17 protein-coding genes and 3 pseudogenes are annotated in these 18,618 nt (G+C 46.5%); 16 read left to right on the top strand and 4 right to left on the bottom strand.

What is annotated here, in order from left to right; all coding sequences use genetic code 11:
- Positions 1-233: 233 nt before the first annotated feature.
- The 4 genes and pseudogenes from C1Y42_RS24035 to C1Y42_RS24030 form a co-directional block, all read right to left on the bottom strand.
- Positions 234-650 carry a hypothetical protein gene (locus tag C1Y42_RS24035; protein WP_154299577.1) on the bottom strand — a complete coding sequence of 139 codons (417 nt, stop codon included), beginning with the start codon at positions 648-650 and terminating at the stop codon, positions 234-236.
- A gap of 107 nt (positions 651-757) precedes the next feature.
- Positions 758-1,166: pseudogene (locus C1Y42_RS07365) on the bottom strand (hypothetical protein); the annotation flags it as partial.
- Positions 1,167-1,398: 232 nt separating this feature from the next.
- On the bottom strand, positions 1,399-1,743 hold the full coding sequence (locus tag C1Y42_RS23820; protein ID WP_052949062.1) for a hypothetical protein: 345 nt from the start codon (positions 1,741-1,743) through the stop codon (positions 1,399-1,401).
- Between the two features lie 46 nt (positions 1,744-1,789).
- Positions 1,790-2,071 (bottom strand): annotated as a pseudogene (locus C1Y42_RS24030) (RNA-dependent DNA polymerase); the annotation flags it as partial.
- A 213-nt stretch (positions 2,072-2,284) separates the two neighbouring features.
- Between C1Y42_RS24030 and C1Y42_RS07355 the strand changes: the two are divergent.
- The 16 genes and pseudogenes from C1Y42_RS07355 (at position 2,285) to C1Y42_RS07280 (ending at position 18,606) form a co-directional block, all read left to right on the top strand.
- Complete coding sequence (locus tag C1Y42_RS07355) at positions 2,285-3,292, top strand: TauD/TfdA family dioxygenase (protein WP_104093103.1); 1,008 nt, start codon at positions 2,285-2,287, stop codon at positions 3,290-3,292.
- Between the two features lie 20 nt (positions 3,293-3,312).
- A pseudogene (locus C1Y42_RS07350) lies at positions 3,313-4,902 on the top strand (phenylalanine aminomutase (D-beta-phenylalanine forming)).
- Positions 4,899-5,951 (top strand): histidinol-phosphate transaminase, encoded by a 1,053-nt coding sequence (locus C1Y42_RS07345; protein WP_047727057.1) that lies wholly within the window; start codon positions 4,899-4,901, stop codon positions 5,949-5,951. The pseudogene C1Y42_RS07350 and the gene C1Y42_RS07345 overlap by 4 nt, the downstream one beginning before the upstream one ends.
- Before the next feature lie 71 nt (positions 5,952-6,022).
- On the top strand, positions 6,023-6,745 hold the full coding sequence (locus tag C1Y42_RS07340) for an alanyl-tRNA editing protein (protein WP_229692544.1): 723 nt from the start codon (positions 6,023-6,025) through the stop codon (positions 6,743-6,745).
- Positions 6,746-6,804: 59 nt separating this feature from the next.
- Positions 6,805-7,806, top strand: coding sequence for a hypothetical protein (locus tag C1Y42_RS07335; protein ID WP_233210688.1), 1,002 nt, complete (start codon positions 6,805-6,807; stop codon positions 7,804-7,806).
- Between the two features lie 51 nt (positions 7,807-7,857).
- Positions 7,858-9,216 (top strand): FAD-binding oxidoreductase, encoded by a 1,359-nt coding sequence (locus tag C1Y42_RS07330; protein ID WP_233210687.1) that lies wholly within the window; start codon positions 7,858-7,860, stop codon positions 9,214-9,216.
- 40 nt (positions 9,217-9,256) lie between these two features.
- A complete protein-coding gene (locus C1Y42_RS07325; RefSeq protein WP_047727051.1) occupies positions 9,257-10,492 on the top strand; it encodes a hypothetical protein in 1,236 nt (411 codons plus the stop codon).
- A complete protein-coding gene (locus C1Y42_RS07320; RefSeq protein ID WP_047727049.1) occupies positions 10,489-11,673 on the top strand; it encodes an MFS transporter in 1,185 nt (394 codons plus the stop codon). Before C1Y42_RS07325 ends, C1Y42_RS07320 begins: the two co-directional genes overlap by 4 nt.
- Before the next feature lie 263 nt (positions 11,674-11,936).
- Positions 11,937-12,854: a hypothetical protein gene (locus tag C1Y42_RS07315; protein ID WP_072059297.1), complete on the top strand. Its 918-nt coding sequence runs from the start codon at positions 11,937-11,939 to the stop codon at positions 12,852-12,854.
- Between the two features lie 348 nt (positions 12,855-13,202).
- A complete protein-coding gene (locus C1Y42_RS07310; RefSeq protein WP_041165340.1) occupies positions 13,203-13,397 on the top strand; it encodes an AlpA family transcriptional regulator in 195 nt (64 codons plus the stop codon).
- A 53-nt stretch (positions 13,398-13,450) separates the two neighbouring features.
- Positions 13,451-14,038, top strand: coding sequence for a DUF2857 domain-containing protein (locus C1Y42_RS07305; protein ID WP_047727047.1), 588 nt, complete (start codon positions 13,451-13,453; stop codon positions 14,036-14,038).
- On the top strand, positions 14,028-14,237 hold the full coding sequence (locus tag C1Y42_RS07300; RefSeq protein ID WP_038807496.1) for a TraR/DksA family transcriptional regulator: 210 nt from the start codon (positions 14,028-14,030) through the stop codon (positions 14,235-14,237). Before C1Y42_RS07305 ends, C1Y42_RS07300 begins: the two co-directional genes overlap by 11 nt.
- A gap of 393 nt (positions 14,238-14,630) precedes the next feature.
- Positions 14,631-14,849 (top strand): hypothetical protein, encoded by a 219-nt coding sequence (locus C1Y42_RS07295; RefSeq protein ID WP_047727043.1) that lies wholly within the window; start codon positions 14,631-14,633, stop codon positions 14,847-14,849.
- A gap of 72 nt (positions 14,850-14,921) precedes the next feature.
- A complete protein-coding gene (locus C1Y42_RS07290; RefSeq protein ID WP_047727039.1) occupies positions 14,922-15,572 on the top strand; it encodes a lytic transglycosylase domain-containing protein in 651 nt (216 codons plus the stop codon).
- Positions 15,569-15,847, top strand: a complete 279-nt coding sequence (locus C1Y42_RS07285; protein ID WP_047727037.1) for a TrbC/VirB2 family protein — start codon at positions 15,569-15,571, stop codon at positions 15,845-15,847. The genes C1Y42_RS07290 and C1Y42_RS07285 overlap by 4 nt, the downstream gene beginning before the upstream one ends.
- Positions 15,848-15,858: 11 nt before the next feature.
- The gene (locus C1Y42_RS07280) at positions 15,859-18,606 is read left to right on the top strand and encodes a VirB3 family type IV secretion system protein (RefSeq protein ID WP_047727036.1); all 2,748 of its coding nucleotides are present in this window, start codon (positions 15,859-15,861) and stop codon (positions 18,604-18,606) included.
- Positions 18,607-18,618 lie beyond the last annotated feature (12 nt).

Here is an 18,618-nt window from a genome sequence, read left to right as displayed (position 1 = left end):
TCGCTAAATCCGAATGGGGAGACCCACCTGAATTGGCATGGTGAGGGGATATCCTATGGCAAGAAAACCTCCATGCCAAATATACCGCTTAGCAAAGCCGTCACCTGAGTGTCATCGGTAACACCGACCGAGGTACTACACCGATCGCAAAATGCCCTGGATGAAGCCGCAGATGAGCGGAACATGGATGAAGTGCCCCCTTCGGCAGCCTATTCAACATCGCGGAGTCAAATTTAAGCCATACTGCAGTAAGACAGCCAGTATGTTTCTGGCATATATCGCAAGAGCAGGAATGAGGGGCTGAAGGATTCACCGCTGTGAATCTGATAAATCCACATAAACACCCACCAGATAATTTCATATCCATCGGGCACTGTTAAAACGTTCAGAGAGACAAAGATAGCATCGACCTCCCCTCGCTCAAAGCAGTCTGTCAACGAGATTAAGCTCCTCACCGCGGCTCCGGGATATACGGATCTCTGGATGATAAGCAGATACCATTGCTCCTGCATCACTGAAGCGAAGCCGGTTTTCAAGTGCGATAACGCAGCAGTTGATGGAGTCTTTAAATACTTTGAACCGGTGGTGATACCGGGCCGTCTGACTGAACAACTTAACAAAAGCTTTTTCGTGGTAATCAAGCCAGACATACTTTTCTCCATAAAAAAAGAAGATACGCAACCTGACCAGGTGAAGTGTCCCATGAGGGTAAAAAGCCACGGCAGTGCCGTGGTTGGGTAAACGGAGGAGCAGGCTTTTAATCCCGGACTTCACGATATGATGCAGCGTCCTGAGCCGGTGAATCGAGCTCATCGCTGACCAGATAAAACCAGGCCGGGCTGAAGCGCGACGGGCGCACCTTTGTGCCCGTCGACATGTTCACCGCCGTCATAGCAGTCGTAACCACTGAGACCGCTTACGGGCTCGCCATAGCTGTGACGCACCTCGCAGTCAAACACCGCTGGGATTTCCTCGACCACTTCACCTGACGGCGGGAGCCAGAGCGTATCCATCTGCTGCTTAAGACTGTTTGGCGTATTCCGCTGCCAGTTGACATTGTGCCCAGCCGGCCACTCCATGCCGTACTGTCGGCAGTACAGGCTGGTTGTGGTCGACACACATGACTTCAGTCCGCCGGCGCCATTCAACTCTGCCGCCAGCAACGTGGAACCGAGGAAGCTCGTACCGTCTGTCGCCTTACTGATTTTGCACTTTTCTGGTGACACCTCAAGATGGCGGTTTTCGGAAAGAAACACTGTGACTTCACACATTATGTCTCTGGCTTCATCTTTGGAACCAACGACGCCAAACAGAAAATCACCAGCATAACCACAGAACCCTAAACGTTTATAATTGGGATCCATTCATCTTTTGACGGTATAGAAACCCGCATTCTCTTTATTTCCCGGACTTTTTTAATACTGCCTTCGCGGTCGTGTTGTTGCCTTCACTCCGCAACTTTTTGGCCCGGACTCTCTGTCGGTACATTCTTCTGGTCAGCTTTCCATACTGTGGATTTTCATCCCGATATTTACCGTTGTTAAACTGTTCCTTTTTCTGCTCCAGAAACTGGTCCATTTCTTGCAGGTAAATATTGGCAAGAATTTGAGAAACAACACCGCCTTGTGGTGTTCCACTGTAAATGACATTGAACTTCCAGTCTTCCATATAAACCGCTTTCAGAATATTTCCAATCAGCTGGAGAAAACGTTTGTCCTCGTTCTTCCTGCCCAGCAGTTTCAATAAACACGGTAATCAATGTTGTCAAAAAAAAGACCACATCGATATCTATTAACCACTTAACACCGATCCAGTGGTGCTTAATATCAAGAAGTGCTTCATGGCACGAGCATCCCCGCCTGAAACCATATGATTTCGGCGAAAATACATGCTCATAAATGCGCTCCTGAATAAGTTTCATTACCGAATGCACCTGTTTGTCACTCGCCGTTGGTATACCTAAATGGCGGGTCTTACCATCAGCTTTGGGAATTAGTATCCGTCTGACAGGGGAGAACTTGTAGGTGCTGTTACTGAACTGACCGATAATTTTGGTTAACCATGCAAACAACTACTGAATAAACAAACTAATGAAAAATATTTCCAATAGTTTTGTGTGTTTATATGTTATTGATTTTAAATCAATTAAAAATTAACAAATGATGTTTGAGTGCCATTTATTTCTTTTAAAAGAAAAAATAATCTTTTTGTTGACTTTGATGACCCGTAACGATTAATTAGTAGACAGACATATCAACATTTCTTAAGACTCAAGGAGACTAAGATGGTGATGTTGAAAGAATGTAATGAGAGTGGACTGTGTGGATTCACCATTGATGGGTTATCGGTCACTGAGACGCAAAACTTCTTTATTCAAGCTGCACCAGATATTCGGGCAGCACTGCTCAACAACGGAGCGTTGCTCCTACGCGGCGTTGCGCAAAGTGCAGAACCCTCTGTGTTTGAAGTGATAATGAATGCGCTAGGTTTTCGCACCAGAGATTACATTGGTGGTTCATCTCCCCGTTCAACCATAAAAGGTAAAGTTATGGAGGCAACCCGAACGCCTCCGGCATGGTCAATCATCCTCCATCAGGAAATGGCCTATGTAAAACACCCACCGGAAATCATTGCCTTCTCTTGCGTCAAACCCGCCGCAGAGGGCGGAGAATCTACTATTGGCGATATGCGCCGAATAACAAAACTGGTAGAGCCTTCAACATTACAACTTCTGACAGAACGCGGCCTCAGACTGCGCAGAACACTGCCTGATGAAAACCGAGTTCATCTGAAACCCGGAATAAAAAAAAGCTGGCAGGAAGCGCTTTCTGCAAAAACAAAAGAAGAGGCAGAGTTTGCCTGCCGCTCCAGGGGTTGGGAATTTGAATGGTGGAATGATGATTTAATCCTTTGGCAGGACTGTATTTCGCCGGTAAGTCAGCATCCTCTTAAAAATGAGTTGATCTGGTGCAATCAGGCACATTTCTGGGGTGCTGCTGCGATGATTGAATGGGCGCGGGTGGATTCCAGAAACGAAGACGAAGAGGAGTTAAAAGATGCTGCTCAGAATTGTCCTGAACTTCTCGAATCCATGTGTTTCGGCGATGGAGAACCGCTACCGGAAGAACTGACACTTAACTTATTTCATCTGGTCAAGGGGTTAGAACAGGACGTGAATCTGAACACCGGCGATATTTTGCTGCTCGATAACCTGCAGTTTGCTCATGGCAGGCATGCATTTTCAGGAAACAGAGAGATTAACGTCATTATTGCCGACTGGACTGAACATTAATTCAAACAAACAGAAGGAAAATGGTCATGAATATTACACAGCATAATAGCTCATCCACAGGCGATACCTTCATTCTCAGCCCAGGCCGTAACGTCAGTCTGAAAGACTTTATTGAATTCTCTAAGTTCAGTAAAAAAATAGTTGCTTCAGAAGAAATCAGAGAAAGAATTGCCACATCAAGACGAGCCCTTGAAAAATTAGTGAAAGAAGGCTCGGTTATTTACGGGGTCAACACTGGGATGGGTGGGTTTGTCGATCATCTCGTTCCGCTCGAAAGGGCTGAAGAATTACAAAAAAACCTTATCCGTGGTGTTGCTACAAATGTTGGTGAAAGATTTTCAGATATAATTTGCCGGGCAACTATGTTCGCCCGAATTATCTCACTTTCTCGCGGCAACTCAGCATTATCTCTGGAAAATTTCGATCGATTTATCGCAATCTACAACGCTGGTCTGATTCCTGAGATACCACGTAAAGGGTCATTGGGCACCAGCGGAGATCTGGGGCCACTGGCAGCCATGGCCCGTATGCTCACTGGTGAGGGCAATGCCTAGTTCAATGGTGAACGCTTGGCTGCAGAAGATATTCTGCACCAGCTGGGGCTCGCACCGCTTGAGCTAAGTTATAAGGAAGGGCTGGCACTCATCAACGGCACCTCCTGCATGGTTGCGCTTGCCGCCCTGAATGTCATCGAAACCAGGTCACTTCTTGAACAATATGCATCAATCTCCGCCTTTGCCTCAGAAACGCTTCTTGCCAGGATTCGGCCATTTCATCCCGACGTTCATCAACTAAAACCGCATACAGGCCAGCAAAAAATTGCAGAGATGATATGGAATAACCTACAGGGAACAAGGCTGGCGGTTGATGATCTACAGCTTTCATCAGAACTCGGAAGCAGGCTTACGAATAGCATCAAACAAGAAGATATGCCGATTGAAGATGCCTATTCAATTCGCTGCACACCACAGATACTTGGCCCGGTTTTGGAGACAATAGAATTTGTAGAACGAATAGTGAGTAATGAATTAAATTCGTCAAATGATAACCCCCTTATCACACCCGAAAACGGTCAGGTCTTCCATAACGGTCATTTTCACGGACAGTATATATCTGCCGCGATGGACTATTTGACGATAGCAATCATTACCATGTGTAACTTATCTGACCGGCGAATAGACAGATTGCTGACCAGTGCGAACAGCAACGGGCTCCCCCCTTTTCTATGTGCAGAAAATGGTGGGCTGCGGTTTGGTTTAATGGGGGGACAGTTTATGTCATCTTCAGTCACAGCGGAAAATCGTTCTCTGGCTACACCGGTTTCAATACAGACACTAACAACAACAGGTGATTTTCAGGACGTAGTCTCTTTCGGTCTGGTTGCTGCTCGTAGAACGGCGGAGGTACTACAGAATACCCGCTATGTTATTGCTTTTGAGCTGGTCTGCGCCGCTCAGGCAGCTGATATCAGGGATGCCACAAAATTAGGAAATTCAGGTCGCCTGTGGTATGCAAAAGTGAGGGAGTCAGTCCCTTATTTGGACCATGACGAGTCAATAACACCTTATCTGGAAGAACTCGTATCCCGGATACTTGGAGGCCACTCATGATGTTATCTAAAAAAATCCGGGAATGTGTTGAGGGAGCAAATAATAATGCTTCCACCCGCCTGCACGCCAATGAAAATCCGTTGGGTTCACCAGACCTAATACAAACAGGACGATATGATGTGTCTTTGCTGAGCCAGTATCCCGATCCCACCTACAATGCACTGAGAGCAGCAATTGGAGTACGCTGGAATATTAATCCGGAACAGATCATCACGGGTAATGGCTCTGACGAACTCATTGATATCACACTGCGTAGTCTGCTGAAACCAGGTGCACGGCTTACCGCTCCTCGTCACAGTTTTATGATGTACAAAAAGAGAACTGATATTCTCGGAGCCTTATACAGTGAGATCCCAGTGAATAGTGGGCGCATCCTCCCTGAGGATTTGCAAGAGGCGGTCAGTCATAAACCTGACATTCTGGTCCTGGTTAATCCTTCTAATCCTTTGGGTCACTATATTGCACCTTCAGAAATGATATCTTTAATTGAAACCATACCGCCAGAAACGACCATTATCATTGATGAGGCCTACGTAGAATTTACACCTGATATCGAAAATACGGCAGGTATTCAAATAGTTCATAAACGCGTTAACTCGATATGCTTACGAACATTTTCAAAAGCGTATGGACTTGCCGGATTGCGTCTTGGCTGGGCTTACGTCAGCGCAGATCTGTATCCACAACTGGAAGCTCGCCGGGCGCCTTACAATGTCAGTGCTTTATCTGCTCTTGCTGGTGAACATGCACTACAGGATCGTGAGCATCTTTTCAAAACAACGGAATATTGTCTTAGCTGGGGAAGAAAACTGGTAGGTTTATTTGAAGATTACGGAGTCAAAGCCAGTGCCCAATATGTCAATTTCGTCTTTGTTGAATTTGACAGTGAAGAACGCAGCCGGGAGTTCCAGAACAGTCTTAACAGTGAAGGTTTCCTTATAGCCAGGCTGACCGATTATTCTTTGGATCATTGCCTGAGAATTTCATTCGGACCCCGGGAACAAATGGAAAAGTTATTCTCTGTTTTAGAGAAAGAACTAAAAGCATAGATTCTGCCAAGGTTATTTACATTCATTCAAATAAATAATTAAAAGTATCTATTCAATTGAGGTTTAAGAATATGAATAAAGTATCTGGGCTATACCATACAGCCCCATATCTAAGTCAAACCCAAACGCGACTCCTTCATGTTAATCTTGATGAGTCAAATTCTCCCTATTGTGTCCTCAGTCCGACCATTTTTTACCCACAGGGTGGTGGGCAATTGGGTGACAGAGGTTATCTTGTTTTACCGGATATGCTGACATCACAACAAAAAATCGGTGTTCTCACAACAAAACGGAAAGATGAAGAGATCAGACACTATCTTGATATTAATGAGATCGGTTTTGACTTGCTGAAAAAGCAGACAAGTCAGCAAGTGACTGCTATTCTTGATTGGGATCTGCGATATCACCAGATGCGTATACACTCGGCTGTACATCTGATCCATTGTATACTCGAGCAGGTAACAGGCCATTCAATCCCTTACCCTGTTCGTTCACCACTCAATGATGAAAGCGGAGAGAATCATTATCAACTTCTTGACTATATTGATAAAGATATTCTTGAAAAGGCAACAACAGAACTAAATGAATTTTGTTCATCGGGACATGAGATACAAACTGTAAATGTTACCGAACAGGGAAATAACTTTCGGATATGGAAATGTGGACGATGGTCAATTCCTTGTGGAGGTACACATGTAAAAGATACAAAAGAGATCGGGATGATATTTTCCACGTTAAAAATCAAAAAAAACATGACGCGTATAGCACTCAGGCTCTCTGATAATTCAGGTTAACTTGGTAGATGTCTATAGAGTCAATATCTAATCAACAAATAACGATGGTAGCCTCTGGTATGAGAACAAATAAAAACAAAACAAAGCACTTAGATAGTCTCCCTGGTAAAACGTCTAACAAGCCAGATGAAAAACATGCTCTTGGTTCATTCCTGACACAACTTCGTGTTGAAAGGGGACATCTTAAAGTTTCGACGTTTCTGGAAGGGATAGATATTCCTTTTTCTGCTAATTATTATCGTGATATCGAAGCAGGCAGGAAATATCTCAGTATAGACTCAGCAGTAGAACTCCACAACTCTCTTGGTATAGAAACATCAAGCAAATCAAGCTTTGATTATTTCTGGCATTATTTCAAGGATTTATTACCTTCTGATATGCATGAAATGTTATTTGGGAAAGGAATAGAAACAAGAGATCTGTCTTCAAGACTAGAACTGAGAGACCATGATTCCAAAATATTACGCCGCGCACTCAGCCTAAGTCGATATGAACGCGAATTTATTATTTCTGATGAAATAATTAGAGGATTTAAGAACAATTTTGATTTATGGCCTCTTATGACATATCTATATATGGTTGACACTGCATCCGTGGCCGAAATCAAACAAGTTTGCCATCAACTTGACATTGCATTCGATTCTCGTGTGGTCGAATTTTTGAGTCTTGTAGCAAAAGAACGAAACCATGAGGAAGCCCCTTTCATTCGCCAAGCACCGACACTCAGAATGCCAAGGACCCCAGAATCTATTAATCTTAAAGACAAATTTATGTGTTATGAAACTGAGAAATCCCTGTCCAAACCCGAAAAAAGTGAATATTTTGACATAGATGGGACATTTAAATTTAGTGCGATGGTTACGCTTAAATCGCCGGAAATTGAACAAATACAGGACAGACTTGTTGATCTCTTTTCCGCTATTGAGGTACACACTAAATCCGGACGACAGCTTGAAGATGAGAATGCACATCCTTATTTTTTGGAATTGATCATTTCAGGCAGACCAGAATATGACGGTCGAACTGCCAGAAAAACTTCAGGGTTTAAAAAGCCAGAATAGTTCCACCATAAAGTCCTGACTTTATATTTACTATGGAGGCAATGAATGAACATGTCAGTTATCGAAAAATTACAGGAAAAATTTGGCGATCATTTTCATACGGAGCCGACATTCAGGGAACAGTACTGCCAAGCTCCGACGGGAATTACTCTTAGTCCTCCCGATGGGGTTGTGATCGTCCGTAATGAGCAGGATATTGTGGATATCGTGACGTTCTGTTCTGTTGAAGGACTGCCCATGATACCAAGTGGTGCCCGGACCTCAATCGAGGGACAGATCAATGCCCCGCAAGGAGGTATATGCATTGATTGCTCTGAAATGAATGCCATTACGGACATCAGCATTGAAGATATGACCGCGACAATCCAGCCCGGTGTCACGCGCGAACAATTGAATGAAGCTCTCCGGGGAACAGGGTTGTTTTTTTCAGTTGATCCAGGTGCAAATGCCTCAATTGGCGGTATGGCCGCAACCCGTGCCTCAGGAACAAACTCAGTGCGTTATGGCACGATGGCAACGAATGTCCGGGCTGCCCGTCTTGTCATGGTTGACGGGTCTATAGCAAACATCGGATCCAGAGCGGTGAAATCAGCTATGGGTCTTGACCTGCTTTCACTTGCCGTTGGTTCGGAAGGCACACTAGGCATTTTCAGTGAGTTAACCGTTAAGCTTCATCCACTCCCTGAAGTTATTCTTTCCGGTGTTTGTGCGTTTGACTCAGTAGAGAATGCCGTCAGGGCTGTGACAGACACCCTGAAATCTGCACTACCTATTGCACGTATTGAACTCCTTAATGTTTCCGCAGTTCGGGCATGTAATGCTTATTCAAAACTGGGATTATCAGAAAAACCGCATTTGTTTGTGGAGTTACACGTTAATAGCCTGTCAATGCCAGGTAATATCGCGTTATTTGAAGAACATGTGCACAGGTACGGGGGGGAAGTACAGCTTTCTTCTCATCCAGAAGAAAGAAAAGCGTTGTGGGTAGCACGTCATGATGCGTGGTGGGCATTCCATGCCTTTTATGAAGGTTGCCAGGGGATCCCTACAGACATCTGTGTCCCTCTGTCATGCCTGAGTGCTTGTATTTCTGCAACAGAAACGGATATCGCGAATACCGGGCTCAAGGCTCCCTTAATAGGGCATGTTGGAGACGGTAATTTCCATCTTTTACTTATGCTCCGTGAAGGAGAGGAAGAAACTCCTGTTATACAGGGATTTCTGAGTCGTCTGGCTGAACGAGCTTTGTCATATGGTGGAACCATCAGTGGCGAGCACGGTGTCGGACAGGGAAAAATAAAATGGATGTCAGTGCAGCATGGTGCAGCTCTGTATTTGATGAAAGCCATTAAGTCTGCTTTGGATCCGCATAATATCATGAATCCAGCAAAAATGTATTGGCCGGAATAAGCATAATCATTCTGGTTACACTAAAACGGGAATATTTACCATGCATTACATATTAATCGTAGGAATAAACAAGATATCGGTGAAATATATTAGTGACGCAATTCGCCATGCAGGTCACGACCTTATTCTTTCTATTGATAAATCTGCACTTTGTGGCGATACCCTACAAGCAATTAGTGATGTTCAATGTATTCCTCTTTTTTCTGACCATAATGCTCTGTCTGACTATTTGAATGCCCATCCGGATGTCACTCAGAATATCCACAGCATTACGACTTTTTTTGATGAATTATTCCCGATGGTCAACAAAATCGCTGAGGAGTTTAACTTTAGAGGTCCACCTTCCGTCTTTGCTGAGCTGGCGTCAAAATATGCGGTCGGTAAGATAGTCCCTGAGCATGTTCCGGAAGAGGTACAAATCTCATTTTCCGAAGAGAAATTCGTTCTACCTTGGCTTAAGGTACGTGAAAACAATACGATCATATTGAAACCAGCGATCGGTTCCGGCGCGCTTGCTACATCCACATTGCATATTGAAGCAGACCAGGACCCGACGCATGCGATCAAGTCAGCGATATTAGCAAGCGGTGCTAAATCCTGTGAAACCCTTCCCTGGATTATCCAAGCATATTGTTCAGGAACGCTAGTGAGCATGGAAGGATTTGTGCAGGGAGGTAAAACTATTTACCTGGGGTTGTCCAGACGTGAAAGAGTTCGGTTTACTGAGGTGGCAAACCATTTTCCAAACGACTGCGGTATTGAGCCCATCGTACATGCAAAAATTCAGGCGGCTATTCACGATCTTGTCTTACGTTCAGGATTTGATAACGGATTCTTCCACTGTGAATTTATCGCCACAGATACGACAGCATATCTTATTGATGCCAATATGGGACGTTTAGGTGGGGCAACTATCGTAGAACAGGTTGCTCTCGCCTATGGATTTCCTCCTTCATCTGTTTTGCAGCATGCAGCATTACTCCCTTTAGGTCTTGCAGAATCCATCCCCGCATATGACCAAGCAGCTCAGATCAATAATACCTTGAGCTACTGGTATGGTCTGGCGGAAGAATCGGTTATCCGTGGATGGGACGTTCCGGCGATTTCATCCATTCATACCCCGATAGCCAGTCCAGGCAGTCGCATCCAGCCTGTGGGGGTATCGGATTATTCATGGGTCGGGATGCTTACCGGGTACACCGACATTGTTCAGCAGGAAATCAACCTGATACGCGTAAAAACTGACCATGGGGACAGGGTACCTGTATTCAAATGATATACATTATTCGCTTTTTCTCAGCAGCGGCCTGGAGCTTTTTTTATCCCTTCATGGCTGTCTGGCTTAATAGCGTTGTGGGACTCAGCAGTAGCGCTGCCGGTATCGTCGTCGGGTTTGCTATTGTGGCGAACCGTACAGGCGCGCTCGCTTTCCATCGCCTGCTGGACAAAACAGAACGAAAAGCAGAGATCGCAATGACGCTTTTGGGTGTTGCCATATCAGCATTCCTGATGCTCGTCGCAGCAGTAATGGACGTTTCTGATATCTTTGTCTGGATTGTTCTTGCAACTTTATTTGGCCTGACTAACTCTGTATCAGTCATATCGCAGATTTCATATATCGTGCATGTTTTCCATGACAGCGAGCATGAGCGTGTGCTTTCATATGAAAACGTTGCAGCCAATGCTGGCGCTGGTATTGCACCATTTCTGGCGTCCTTCATGCTTTCAGGTACAGGTTACTGGTTTGTTACCTTTCCCTTGTTACTTGGGACACTGGGCGCAATAGCCACCCTTCCTCTACCCTCAGCAACCCATCCTGAGGTGGCTGACACAAAAAGTGAAACAGCAAATTCATCAGAGGATACTGGTAATCACCAAATTATCGCGTTTATGGTAATTAATTTCCTGACGATGATTGGCTATGCCCAGTTTTATTATGTATTTCCGACCTATGCGGTGGAAAAGTTTTCCAGTGAACTGGTGGGTACTCTATTTCTTCTATCAAGTATTATCATCATTATCGGACAGATTTATATCACTTCATTCTCACACAGGATAAGCCGACTATGGCGGGTTGTCATTTCAAACTTATGTATTGGTTCAGGATGTGCATTATTAATATTCTCATCTGAGCAGCAAGCCGTTATGTATATTGTCGTCGTTCTGATCGTAACCGGAGAAATGATTTGTGGTCCGTTGTATCAGGCGCAGGCAGTTAGAATCTGGCGAGGACGTCGATCTGTTGTAATGGCAATACAGACCTGTGTCTGGGGCGCTGCTGAAGCCACTGCTACAGTAGCAGGGCTGTTACTTATTGCAGGAAAGCTGAGTGTCATTTCCTTCCTGTTGGGAGTTTTGACCTGTTTTATTGCAGCAGCTGGAGCATGGTTATCAATTCTCCAGAAACGACCTTTAATCGGTATTGAGACGGATAAAAATTTCGCAGACTCGTCATAATCAGACGAGGCGAAACCAACACTATAACATAATGATTGTGGTAACAGTTGTTATCGCAACGTATGTGAATGCTGCGGAAAACGGCATCATTAACTTTACGAACATTATGCATGACAATTTTAAAACTTTCTAAGTATATAATCTGATTTATCCGTGGGCAGTGGTACACGATTTTTAAGATACATCAAAGATTATAAGAATAAAATCATTAAGCATAGCAAGTAATATCATATTTACTCTGTGATATTCAAGAGGTTTATTTTATGCAATATGATGTTAGTAAAGACAATACCTTTTTCCCTAAGCCAGCCTGGGTTACCATCCGTGAAGCTGTAAAAATAACCAATAAACTTAGGGATATAAAAATAGCAGAATATGATATTTATCGACATGCCTTGTATGGTAACATTTCACTTTCGATATACTTTCAATCACCTGTTATACTGAGAAAAATTCGTTCCTCAGTGAACAAAATAAAATTACGCCCAGTAGGTGATTCTCTACCATATCGGCTTTGCATGCTTGAACGAAATTTATTTTTAAATGGTAAAGGTTTAATTCTCAGTACAGAGGGGGAATATATCTCACCTGCTCAATTAGTCATGAACATAGGTATGCTGGGACATGAATTCGTTCTCATTCAGCGACTACTTGCACATTCTCTAAATATGCCGTTGCCTATTACAGGTGCAAATAATGCCAATTATGGTTTTACAATTACTTTGGCAGGTCAATCATATCAGATTTTTGAAAAAAAGACATGGCAGGACAGAATTAATCAGCAAATCACGCGATTACCGGCGCATATCATTGCAGATATTTACGAGGATGAATCAGTAAACAGATTCATGAATTGTTCCGATAAAGGATATTTTCCTGTTTATGAACTCCCGGAAGATGCCTGCTTTGTGATACGACAAGAGGAACTTGATAAATTACTCGGTACACATGCAGATCGCTATACCCACACTTCATCCAGTAGGCTTTCTACACCTCTCTCACGCTTATTCTGGTTAGCATGCAAACATAATGATTCGATCAGCCCACTGCTAAGGCATCCCTATAAACTTCTTCCCATTTTTGAAGAATGGGCATCAGTCGATGGTATTACCGATCATCTGAGCGCGGACACGCTGAAAAGAGCGCTTGAACGCGGTTCCCCGAATCAGATTTCAAAATAATATGGCATACCCGAATTAAGATTCGTATCAATAGTAAAACCATTCATAATACGGACTCACACTCTCACTAACTTTTTCCTTCCCTGTCGAATCCCATTTCTTTTCATATCAAACCTGCCTTATCTCTCACCTAATAGAATAACCAAAACATCAAATCGATTGTATGCCAAATAGAAAAGACCACTACCCTGGCAATTCAACACAAAAGTTAAGACATTTCATTCACCCTAAAACCCTTATTAAGGATATTGTAAACCTTAATAATGGTTCAGAAACTTTTCCTCCGCTCTTTCCTGTGTTTTTTATGATTGCCGGACACCTCGGTTAATTGTGATGCAGGAGCAGACGATGACAACACATCAGTTATTACGTTTAAAACAGGTCGAAGAAAAAACTGGCCTGAAACGCTCGCAGATCTACCTGTATATGAAAAATGGCGACTTTCCTCGTTCCATTAAAATCGGCCCTGCTAGTGTGGCATGGCTCGAATCGGAACTTGATGAATGGATCAACCGGAAATTATCCAGACGTGAGAGTAGTTAAAACATCCGTTTATGTACTCAACTTTCCCCCCAACAAATTGAGGAGATAACAGAATGATCCCATCAATTAATTACGCCATCATGACCGATGCATTGCATGCACTGAAAGAAGGCAATATTCGCCACTGTGAAGCTCTGGGTTTTACTTTCGACGAAATATATGCTCTCGATCAATTATCTCTTGATGAACTGTTTACTGTCAGCCGAACAGTGGCACCCTTCATTTCGATTACTATCAGCCATGATGTTCTGTCTCATTTACTGACACAGGCCCGCCGGGAATACCGGCGGCAACAGCAGATTAAACGCGCTATCCGCCTGGGTGGTTCTATCGCTTTGCTCAACCGCTATTTTGGCCTGACATCAAATGAAGTCTGCCTTCGCCGACGTTTACTGGGTATCAGCGTTCCATATGGGCGTACACCTGAGCCAGATGAAGAGACGGATACGGAGATCTGGCGGCAATGGCAACGATGCAGGGTGGATAACCTTGAATCACCCGACGCGCTGATAGCAATGATGAAGGTGACTGAATCCCTGCTGCCAAGGACCGAAGGACTGTCACTCACCACGGTCTGGAAGCGTATTGCGTTGTGTGAACAGGAGGTCGTAGCTAACAGGAGGGCGCCCCATGCCCGATGAGATCGATCGCGATCAGGAATTTAATGAGCAGCGCCTGGAGGAGATGATTGAACATAGTCGTTTTAAGCCGGGGTCGACACCATCATTATTTCACTGTCGTGTATGTGGTAAACCCATTCCAGAAAAGCGACGGCAAGCACTGCCGGGTGTAACCACCTGTACGGAATGTCAGGAAAAACTTGAACGTAGCAGTCGCTGACAGGATAAAAAGGACGTGTAGAGATGTTATATCTTTGCACGTCTTTATTATTCACGGTGAATGTTAATACCACTCTCTCGTGTTTTTTAAATCCTCATTACTCTCACTGCATCTTAAATACTCCGCTATTTTTCTCTCTTCTTTTTGTTTTGAGTTTCTCATTTATATCCCTCGCCAGATATTCGATTCTGAAAACGCCATTACAACATGGTTGCCCTGATGGACGTTAATTCGTCCGGGCGGGTATTGCTCTTTAACAAAATGGATCGGGCTGTCACGTAACCACAATTCAGGGTGCCGCTGAATGTTCTCGCTGACCCGTTAAAACCGGAATGCAGAACCGGAATGTGATTCATTTATTTCATCCATTGCTGTTTTATTAAAGGAAATTCCATGAGAAAACCCGTTTATCACGTCTTTGTTACCCAGGAAAGCCAGCCCGATGCTCAGGGCGAAAAAAACACGTACTGGACAAAAGTTGGCGTAGCCTTCGCACATAACGGCAAGCCCGGTCTGAATATCGTTTTGATACCCGGTATTGCCGTCTCCGGCAGACTGGTGCTACTTGAACCCAGGGAAGATAGTGACATTTCACAGAATGCGGCCGCTTAATCCATTTTCTCTTCTTCTCCCCCGGCGGCATATTTTTCTATAAGCCGTCGGTCTCTCTGTTACGAGGCCAGCATGCTTTCCACCACTGCCTTTCTGGCACTGGCGGTGCAGTGCGCCGCCAGTATTCACCCGTCTACGGCACTTGACGTCGCGCGGGTCGAATCCGGTTTCCACCCTTACGCCATTGCTGAAATCCTGCCAGACAGTCGGGGCGTGATTTCTCATTTTCCCACGAGCCTGCCGGAGGCGGTCCGCCTCACCGGACAGCTGACTGCACAGGGCCGACGCTATTCGGTCGGCCTGATGCAAATCTCCAGCACCAATTTCCGCCATTACGGCGTCACGGCCAGCGACCTGCTTAACCCTTGCATCAATCTGTCGGTATTTGAGCGCATTCTCGCCGACTGTTACCGGCGCGGCAGAACGCTGAAACGGGCGCTCAGTTGTTACTACTCCGGCAACTTTGAAACCGGCCAGCGACCGGAATCCGCCTTTAACCAGACCAGCTACGTACAGCGCATTGGCTATGTCGTCCCGTCCACCCGGGAAGACCGGCAGCGTGCCCCTTCCCCTTACCCGAGCACACAACCGTCTGTCCGTTATCCCGCCGTTGTGCTGCGCGGCGAGCCTGCCGGTGCCACTGCGCCGGTCCTCACTTCCCTGCATTATCCCGGTGCCGTCATTCGCGGCGCTATCCCTGTTGTCCCTGATGAGGAGAAATGATCATGCGTAAACGCCGTTACTCTGCTGTTGCTTCCATGCTGCTGTCTGCCCCGGCGCTGGCGGCAGACAGCGGATTTAACAAGGCCAGTGAGACACTGAGCAATACTTCGACCGGCCTGCTGGGTCTGGCCGCCGTCACCATCACGCTGGCGACAATGTGGGTGGGCTACAAGGTGCTGTTCGATGGCAAGAGCCTGCACGACATGCGTAACGTCATCATCGGCGCGATCCTGATTGTTGGCGCGTCCGGCTTCGGTGCCTACTGGGCATCATAAGGGAGGCAACGATGGCTACGCTGAATAAAGCGCTTACGCGGCCTGCCACCATTATGGGCATTCCTCTCGTGCCGTTCGTTCTCGTCAGCGGGGCTATCGTCCTGCTGGCGGTCTATGTCAGCTATTACCTGGCACTGTTGCTGATCCCGGCTTGGGCGGAAATGAAAAATAAAGCCCGAAAGGACATTCATTATTTCAGTCTGCTCTGGCTGGCGTTTAAAACCCGTGGACGACTTTTCACCAATACCCATTTTGGCGCGAATGCCCTTCTGGCGAATCAGTACGATAACGTTGATGTCTCGGAGTTTATTCAGAAGATGAAATTAAACGAGCGTATTACGCTGGATAAATATATTCCGTACTCCTCCCATATTCACCCTTACGTCATCAGAAACCGTCACCGTGATTTTGTTGCCACCTGGGAGCTGGGCGGCACAGTCTTTGAATGTGAAGACGAACATCACCTGACCCTGATGGCCACGCACCTGAATAACGTTATTCGTTCGTATGAAGGTCTGCCGGTAACATTCTATATTCACCGGCTCCGTGAAAAATACCATGATGCTTTTGAAGCCTGTTCGGGCATTCCCTTTTCCGATGAGGTAACACGTCGGTATTACCAGCCGGTAAAAGAAAAACCGTTCTGGCGGCACCGGCTGTTTTTCACCGTCTGCTACGCGCCGTTCTCTCAGATTGAGAAGAAAACCATGAAAGCGCAGTCGCCCGGTAAACGGCAGGCAACACTGGATGACGCGCTCAAAATCATGCTGGAATACCGCGAATCTCTGGAATCTTCATTATCCCGCTATATGGCAACGCCGCTGGGGATATATGAAGAAAACGGGCGGGTGTATTCCTCACAACTGGCGTTCTTCCATCGTCTGCTTACCGGTCAGTGGCAGAAGGTGGCCGTAACGCGCTCACCATTTTATGAAACGCTCAGTACGCCAGATGTCTTTTTCACCACCGACACCGGTGAATGCCAGACGGTCAGCGGTTCCCGCTTCTTTCGCAGTCTGGAGATTAAGGATTATTCCCCGAAAACCCATACCGGTATGCTGGATGCGCTGCTGTACGCCGAAAGCGAGTATGTTCTGACGCAGTCCTTTACCTGTATGGCACGGGATGAGGCGCAGAATCATATCCGGCTGGCGGAAAAAAGGCTGAATTCGGCAGACGACGACGCGACTTCCCAGCGAGAAGAGCTGATTGTCCTGCGCGACCTGCTCCAGTCCGGGCATGTGTCATGCGGTAAATTCCACTTTTCCCTTCTGATCTCCTCAGACAGTGCCGGACAGGTGGTGAAGGACACTAATGTTCTGGCCCAGCCCTTCGCCGATCTTGGTATTATGACGGCGCTTTCCACCCTGTCACTACCCGCCGCATATCTGGCGCAACTGCCGGGCGTCTATACGCTGCGCCCCCGACAAGTGGCCGTCAGCAGCCAGAATTTCGCCGATATGGCCTGCCTGCATAACTTCCATCCCCACAAACGCAGCGGTAATCCGTGGGGGGAAGCCATCGCCCTCCTCACATCTCCCGGCGGTGGCGGGTATTACCTCAACCTGCATGACAGCCAGGCCGGGCGGGATGACACTGGTGAGAAAACGCCGGGGAATACGGCGATTATCGGGAAAACCGGCTCCGGTAAAACCCTGCTGATGACCGTAATGCAACAACTGATGCAGAAATACCGTAACCCGGCGTCGTTTGCACCTTCTGCCACCCTCAAACGGCTGACCACGGTGTATTTCGATAAGGACCGGGCGGCGGAGATGGCGATCCGCCAGGTGGATGGACGATACTTCCGCATCCGTACCGGCGAGCCCACCGGCTTCAACCCGTTTGCGCTGGAGCCAACCCGGCGGAACATCCGTTTCATCAAACGGCTGGTGCGCATGCTGTGCCGCCGCAACGGTAAGCCGCTCGATCCGCGCGATGAGGAGCGGATTAGTGCCGCCGTGGATACCATCATGCTTGATTACCCGCCGGAGTACCGCCGGTTCGGGATCACCCGGTTGCTGGAAGTGCTGCCGGAACCGCCGACTACAGACGCCCGCACCAACGGGCTGCGTATTCGCCTGAAACAGTGGGCGCAGGGGGGCGAGTTCGGCTGGGTGTTTGATAACGAGGCTGATACTTTCACCATCAGCGATGTCGATAACTTTGGTATCGACGGCACCGAATTTCTGGATGATGACGATATTCGCGGCCCCGTGACCTTTTACCTGCTGTACCGTGTGACCAGTCTTCTGGATGGTCGCCGCCTGGTGATGTTTATGGATGAGTTCTGGCGCTGGCTGGCCGATGTCGAATTTTCCCGCTTCTCGCTCAATATGCTGAAAGTCATCCGCAAGCTGAACGGTATCTTCGTTCCGGCAACACAGTCACCGGATGAAATCGTCAGACACCCCATCGCCCCGGCGATTATTGAGCAGTGCGGTACCCAGATTTTCCTCGCCAATCCGAAAGCCAGCTATGCGGATTATGTGGAGAAAATGAAAGTGCCGGACAGCGTTTATGAGACGGTCAGAAATCTGGATCCGGGCGAGCATTATATGGTCATCCTGAAAACACCGCTGCGGGCCGGAGAAACCCGCCCGTTTGTGGCAATGGCAAAAATGGATCTGTCCGGACTGGGTAAACTCACCCGGCTTCTCAGCGGCAGTGAGGACAATCTGAAAATATTCGATGCCATTTATCAGGACGGTATGCGACCTGATGAATGGAAAGACGCTTTCCTTGAGCGGGCCATCTAATATTCATACGGA

It is taken from the genome of Pantoea sp. ICBG 985 (assembly GCF_002928365.1).
Taxonomy (GTDB): Bacteria; Pseudomonadota; Gammaproteobacteria; order Enterobacterales; family Enterobacteriaceae; genus Pantoea; species Pantoea dispersa.
Note: the sequence above shows the minus strand (reverse complement) of the source record. Positions and strands in the feature narration are given on the sequence as shown.

What these genes read in the sequence shown, in the direction of transcription:
- C1Y42_RS07325 (WP_047727051.1), top strand. Translation starts at nt 9,257, where the DNA reads ATGCATTACATATTAATCGTAGGAATAAACAAGATATCGGTGAAATAT.
- C1Y42_RS07315 (WP_072059297.1), top strand. Translation starts at nt 11,937, where the DNA reads ATGCAATATGATGTTAGTAAAGACAATACCTTTTTCCCTAAGCCAGCC.
- C1Y42_RS07295 (WP_047727043.1), top strand. Translation starts at nt 14,631, where the DNA reads ATGAGAAAACCCGTTTATCACGTCTTTGTTACCCAGGAAAGCCAGCCC.
- C1Y42_RS07285 (WP_047727037.1), top strand. Translation starts at nt 15,569, where the DNA reads ATGATCATGCGTAAACGCCGTTACTCTGCTGTTGCTTCCATGCTGCTG.
- C1Y42_RS07320 (WP_047727049.1), top strand. Translation starts at nt 10,489, where the DNA reads ATGATATACATTATTCGCTTTTTCTCAGCAGCGGCCTGGAGCTTTTTT.
- C1Y42_RS07300 (WP_038807496.1), top strand. Translation starts at nt 14,028, where the DNA reads ATGCCCGATGAGATCGATCGCGATCAGGAATTTAATGAGCAGCGCCTG.
- C1Y42_RS07310 (WP_041165340.1), top strand. Translation starts at nt 13,203, where the DNA reads ATGACAACACATCAGTTATTACGTTTAAAACAGGTCGAAGAAAAAACT.
- C1Y42_RS07290 (WP_047727039.1), top strand. Translation starts at nt 14,922, where the DNA reads ATGCTTTCCACCACTGCCTTTCTGGCACTGGCGGTGCAGTGCGCCGCC.
- C1Y42_RS07335 (WP_233210688.1), top strand. Translation starts at nt 6,805, where the DNA reads ATGAGAACAAATAAAAACAAAACAAAGCACTTAGATAGTCTCCCTGGT.
- C1Y42_RS07355 (WP_104093103.1), top strand. Translation starts at nt 2,285, where the DNA reads ATGGTGATGTTGAAAGAATGTAATGAGAGTGGACTGTGTGGATTCACC.
- C1Y42_RS07330 (WP_233210687.1), top strand. Translation starts at nt 7,858, where the DNA reads ATGTCAGTTATCGAAAAATTACAGGAAAAATTTGGCGATCATTTTCAT.
- C1Y42_RS07280 (WP_047727036.1), top strand. Translation starts at nt 15,859, where the DNA reads ATGGCTACGCTGAATAAAGCGCTTACGCGGCCTGCCACCATTATGGGC.
- C1Y42_RS07345 (WP_047727057.1), top strand. Translation starts at nt 4,899, where the DNA reads ATGATGTTATCTAAAAAAATCCGGGAATGTGTTGAGGGAGCAAATAAT.
- C1Y42_RS07340 (WP_229692544.1), top strand. Translation starts at nt 6,023, where the DNA reads ATGAATAAAGTATCTGGGCTATACCATACAGCCCCATATCTAAGTCAA.
- C1Y42_RS07305 (WP_047727047.1), top strand. Translation starts at nt 13,451, where the DNA reads ATGATCCCATCAATTAATTACGCCATCATGACCGATGCATTGCATGCA.
- C1Y42_RS24035 (WP_154299577.1), bottom strand. Translation starts at nt 650, where the DNA reads ATGTCTGGCTTGATTACCACGAAAAAGCTTTTGTTAAGTTGTTCAGTC.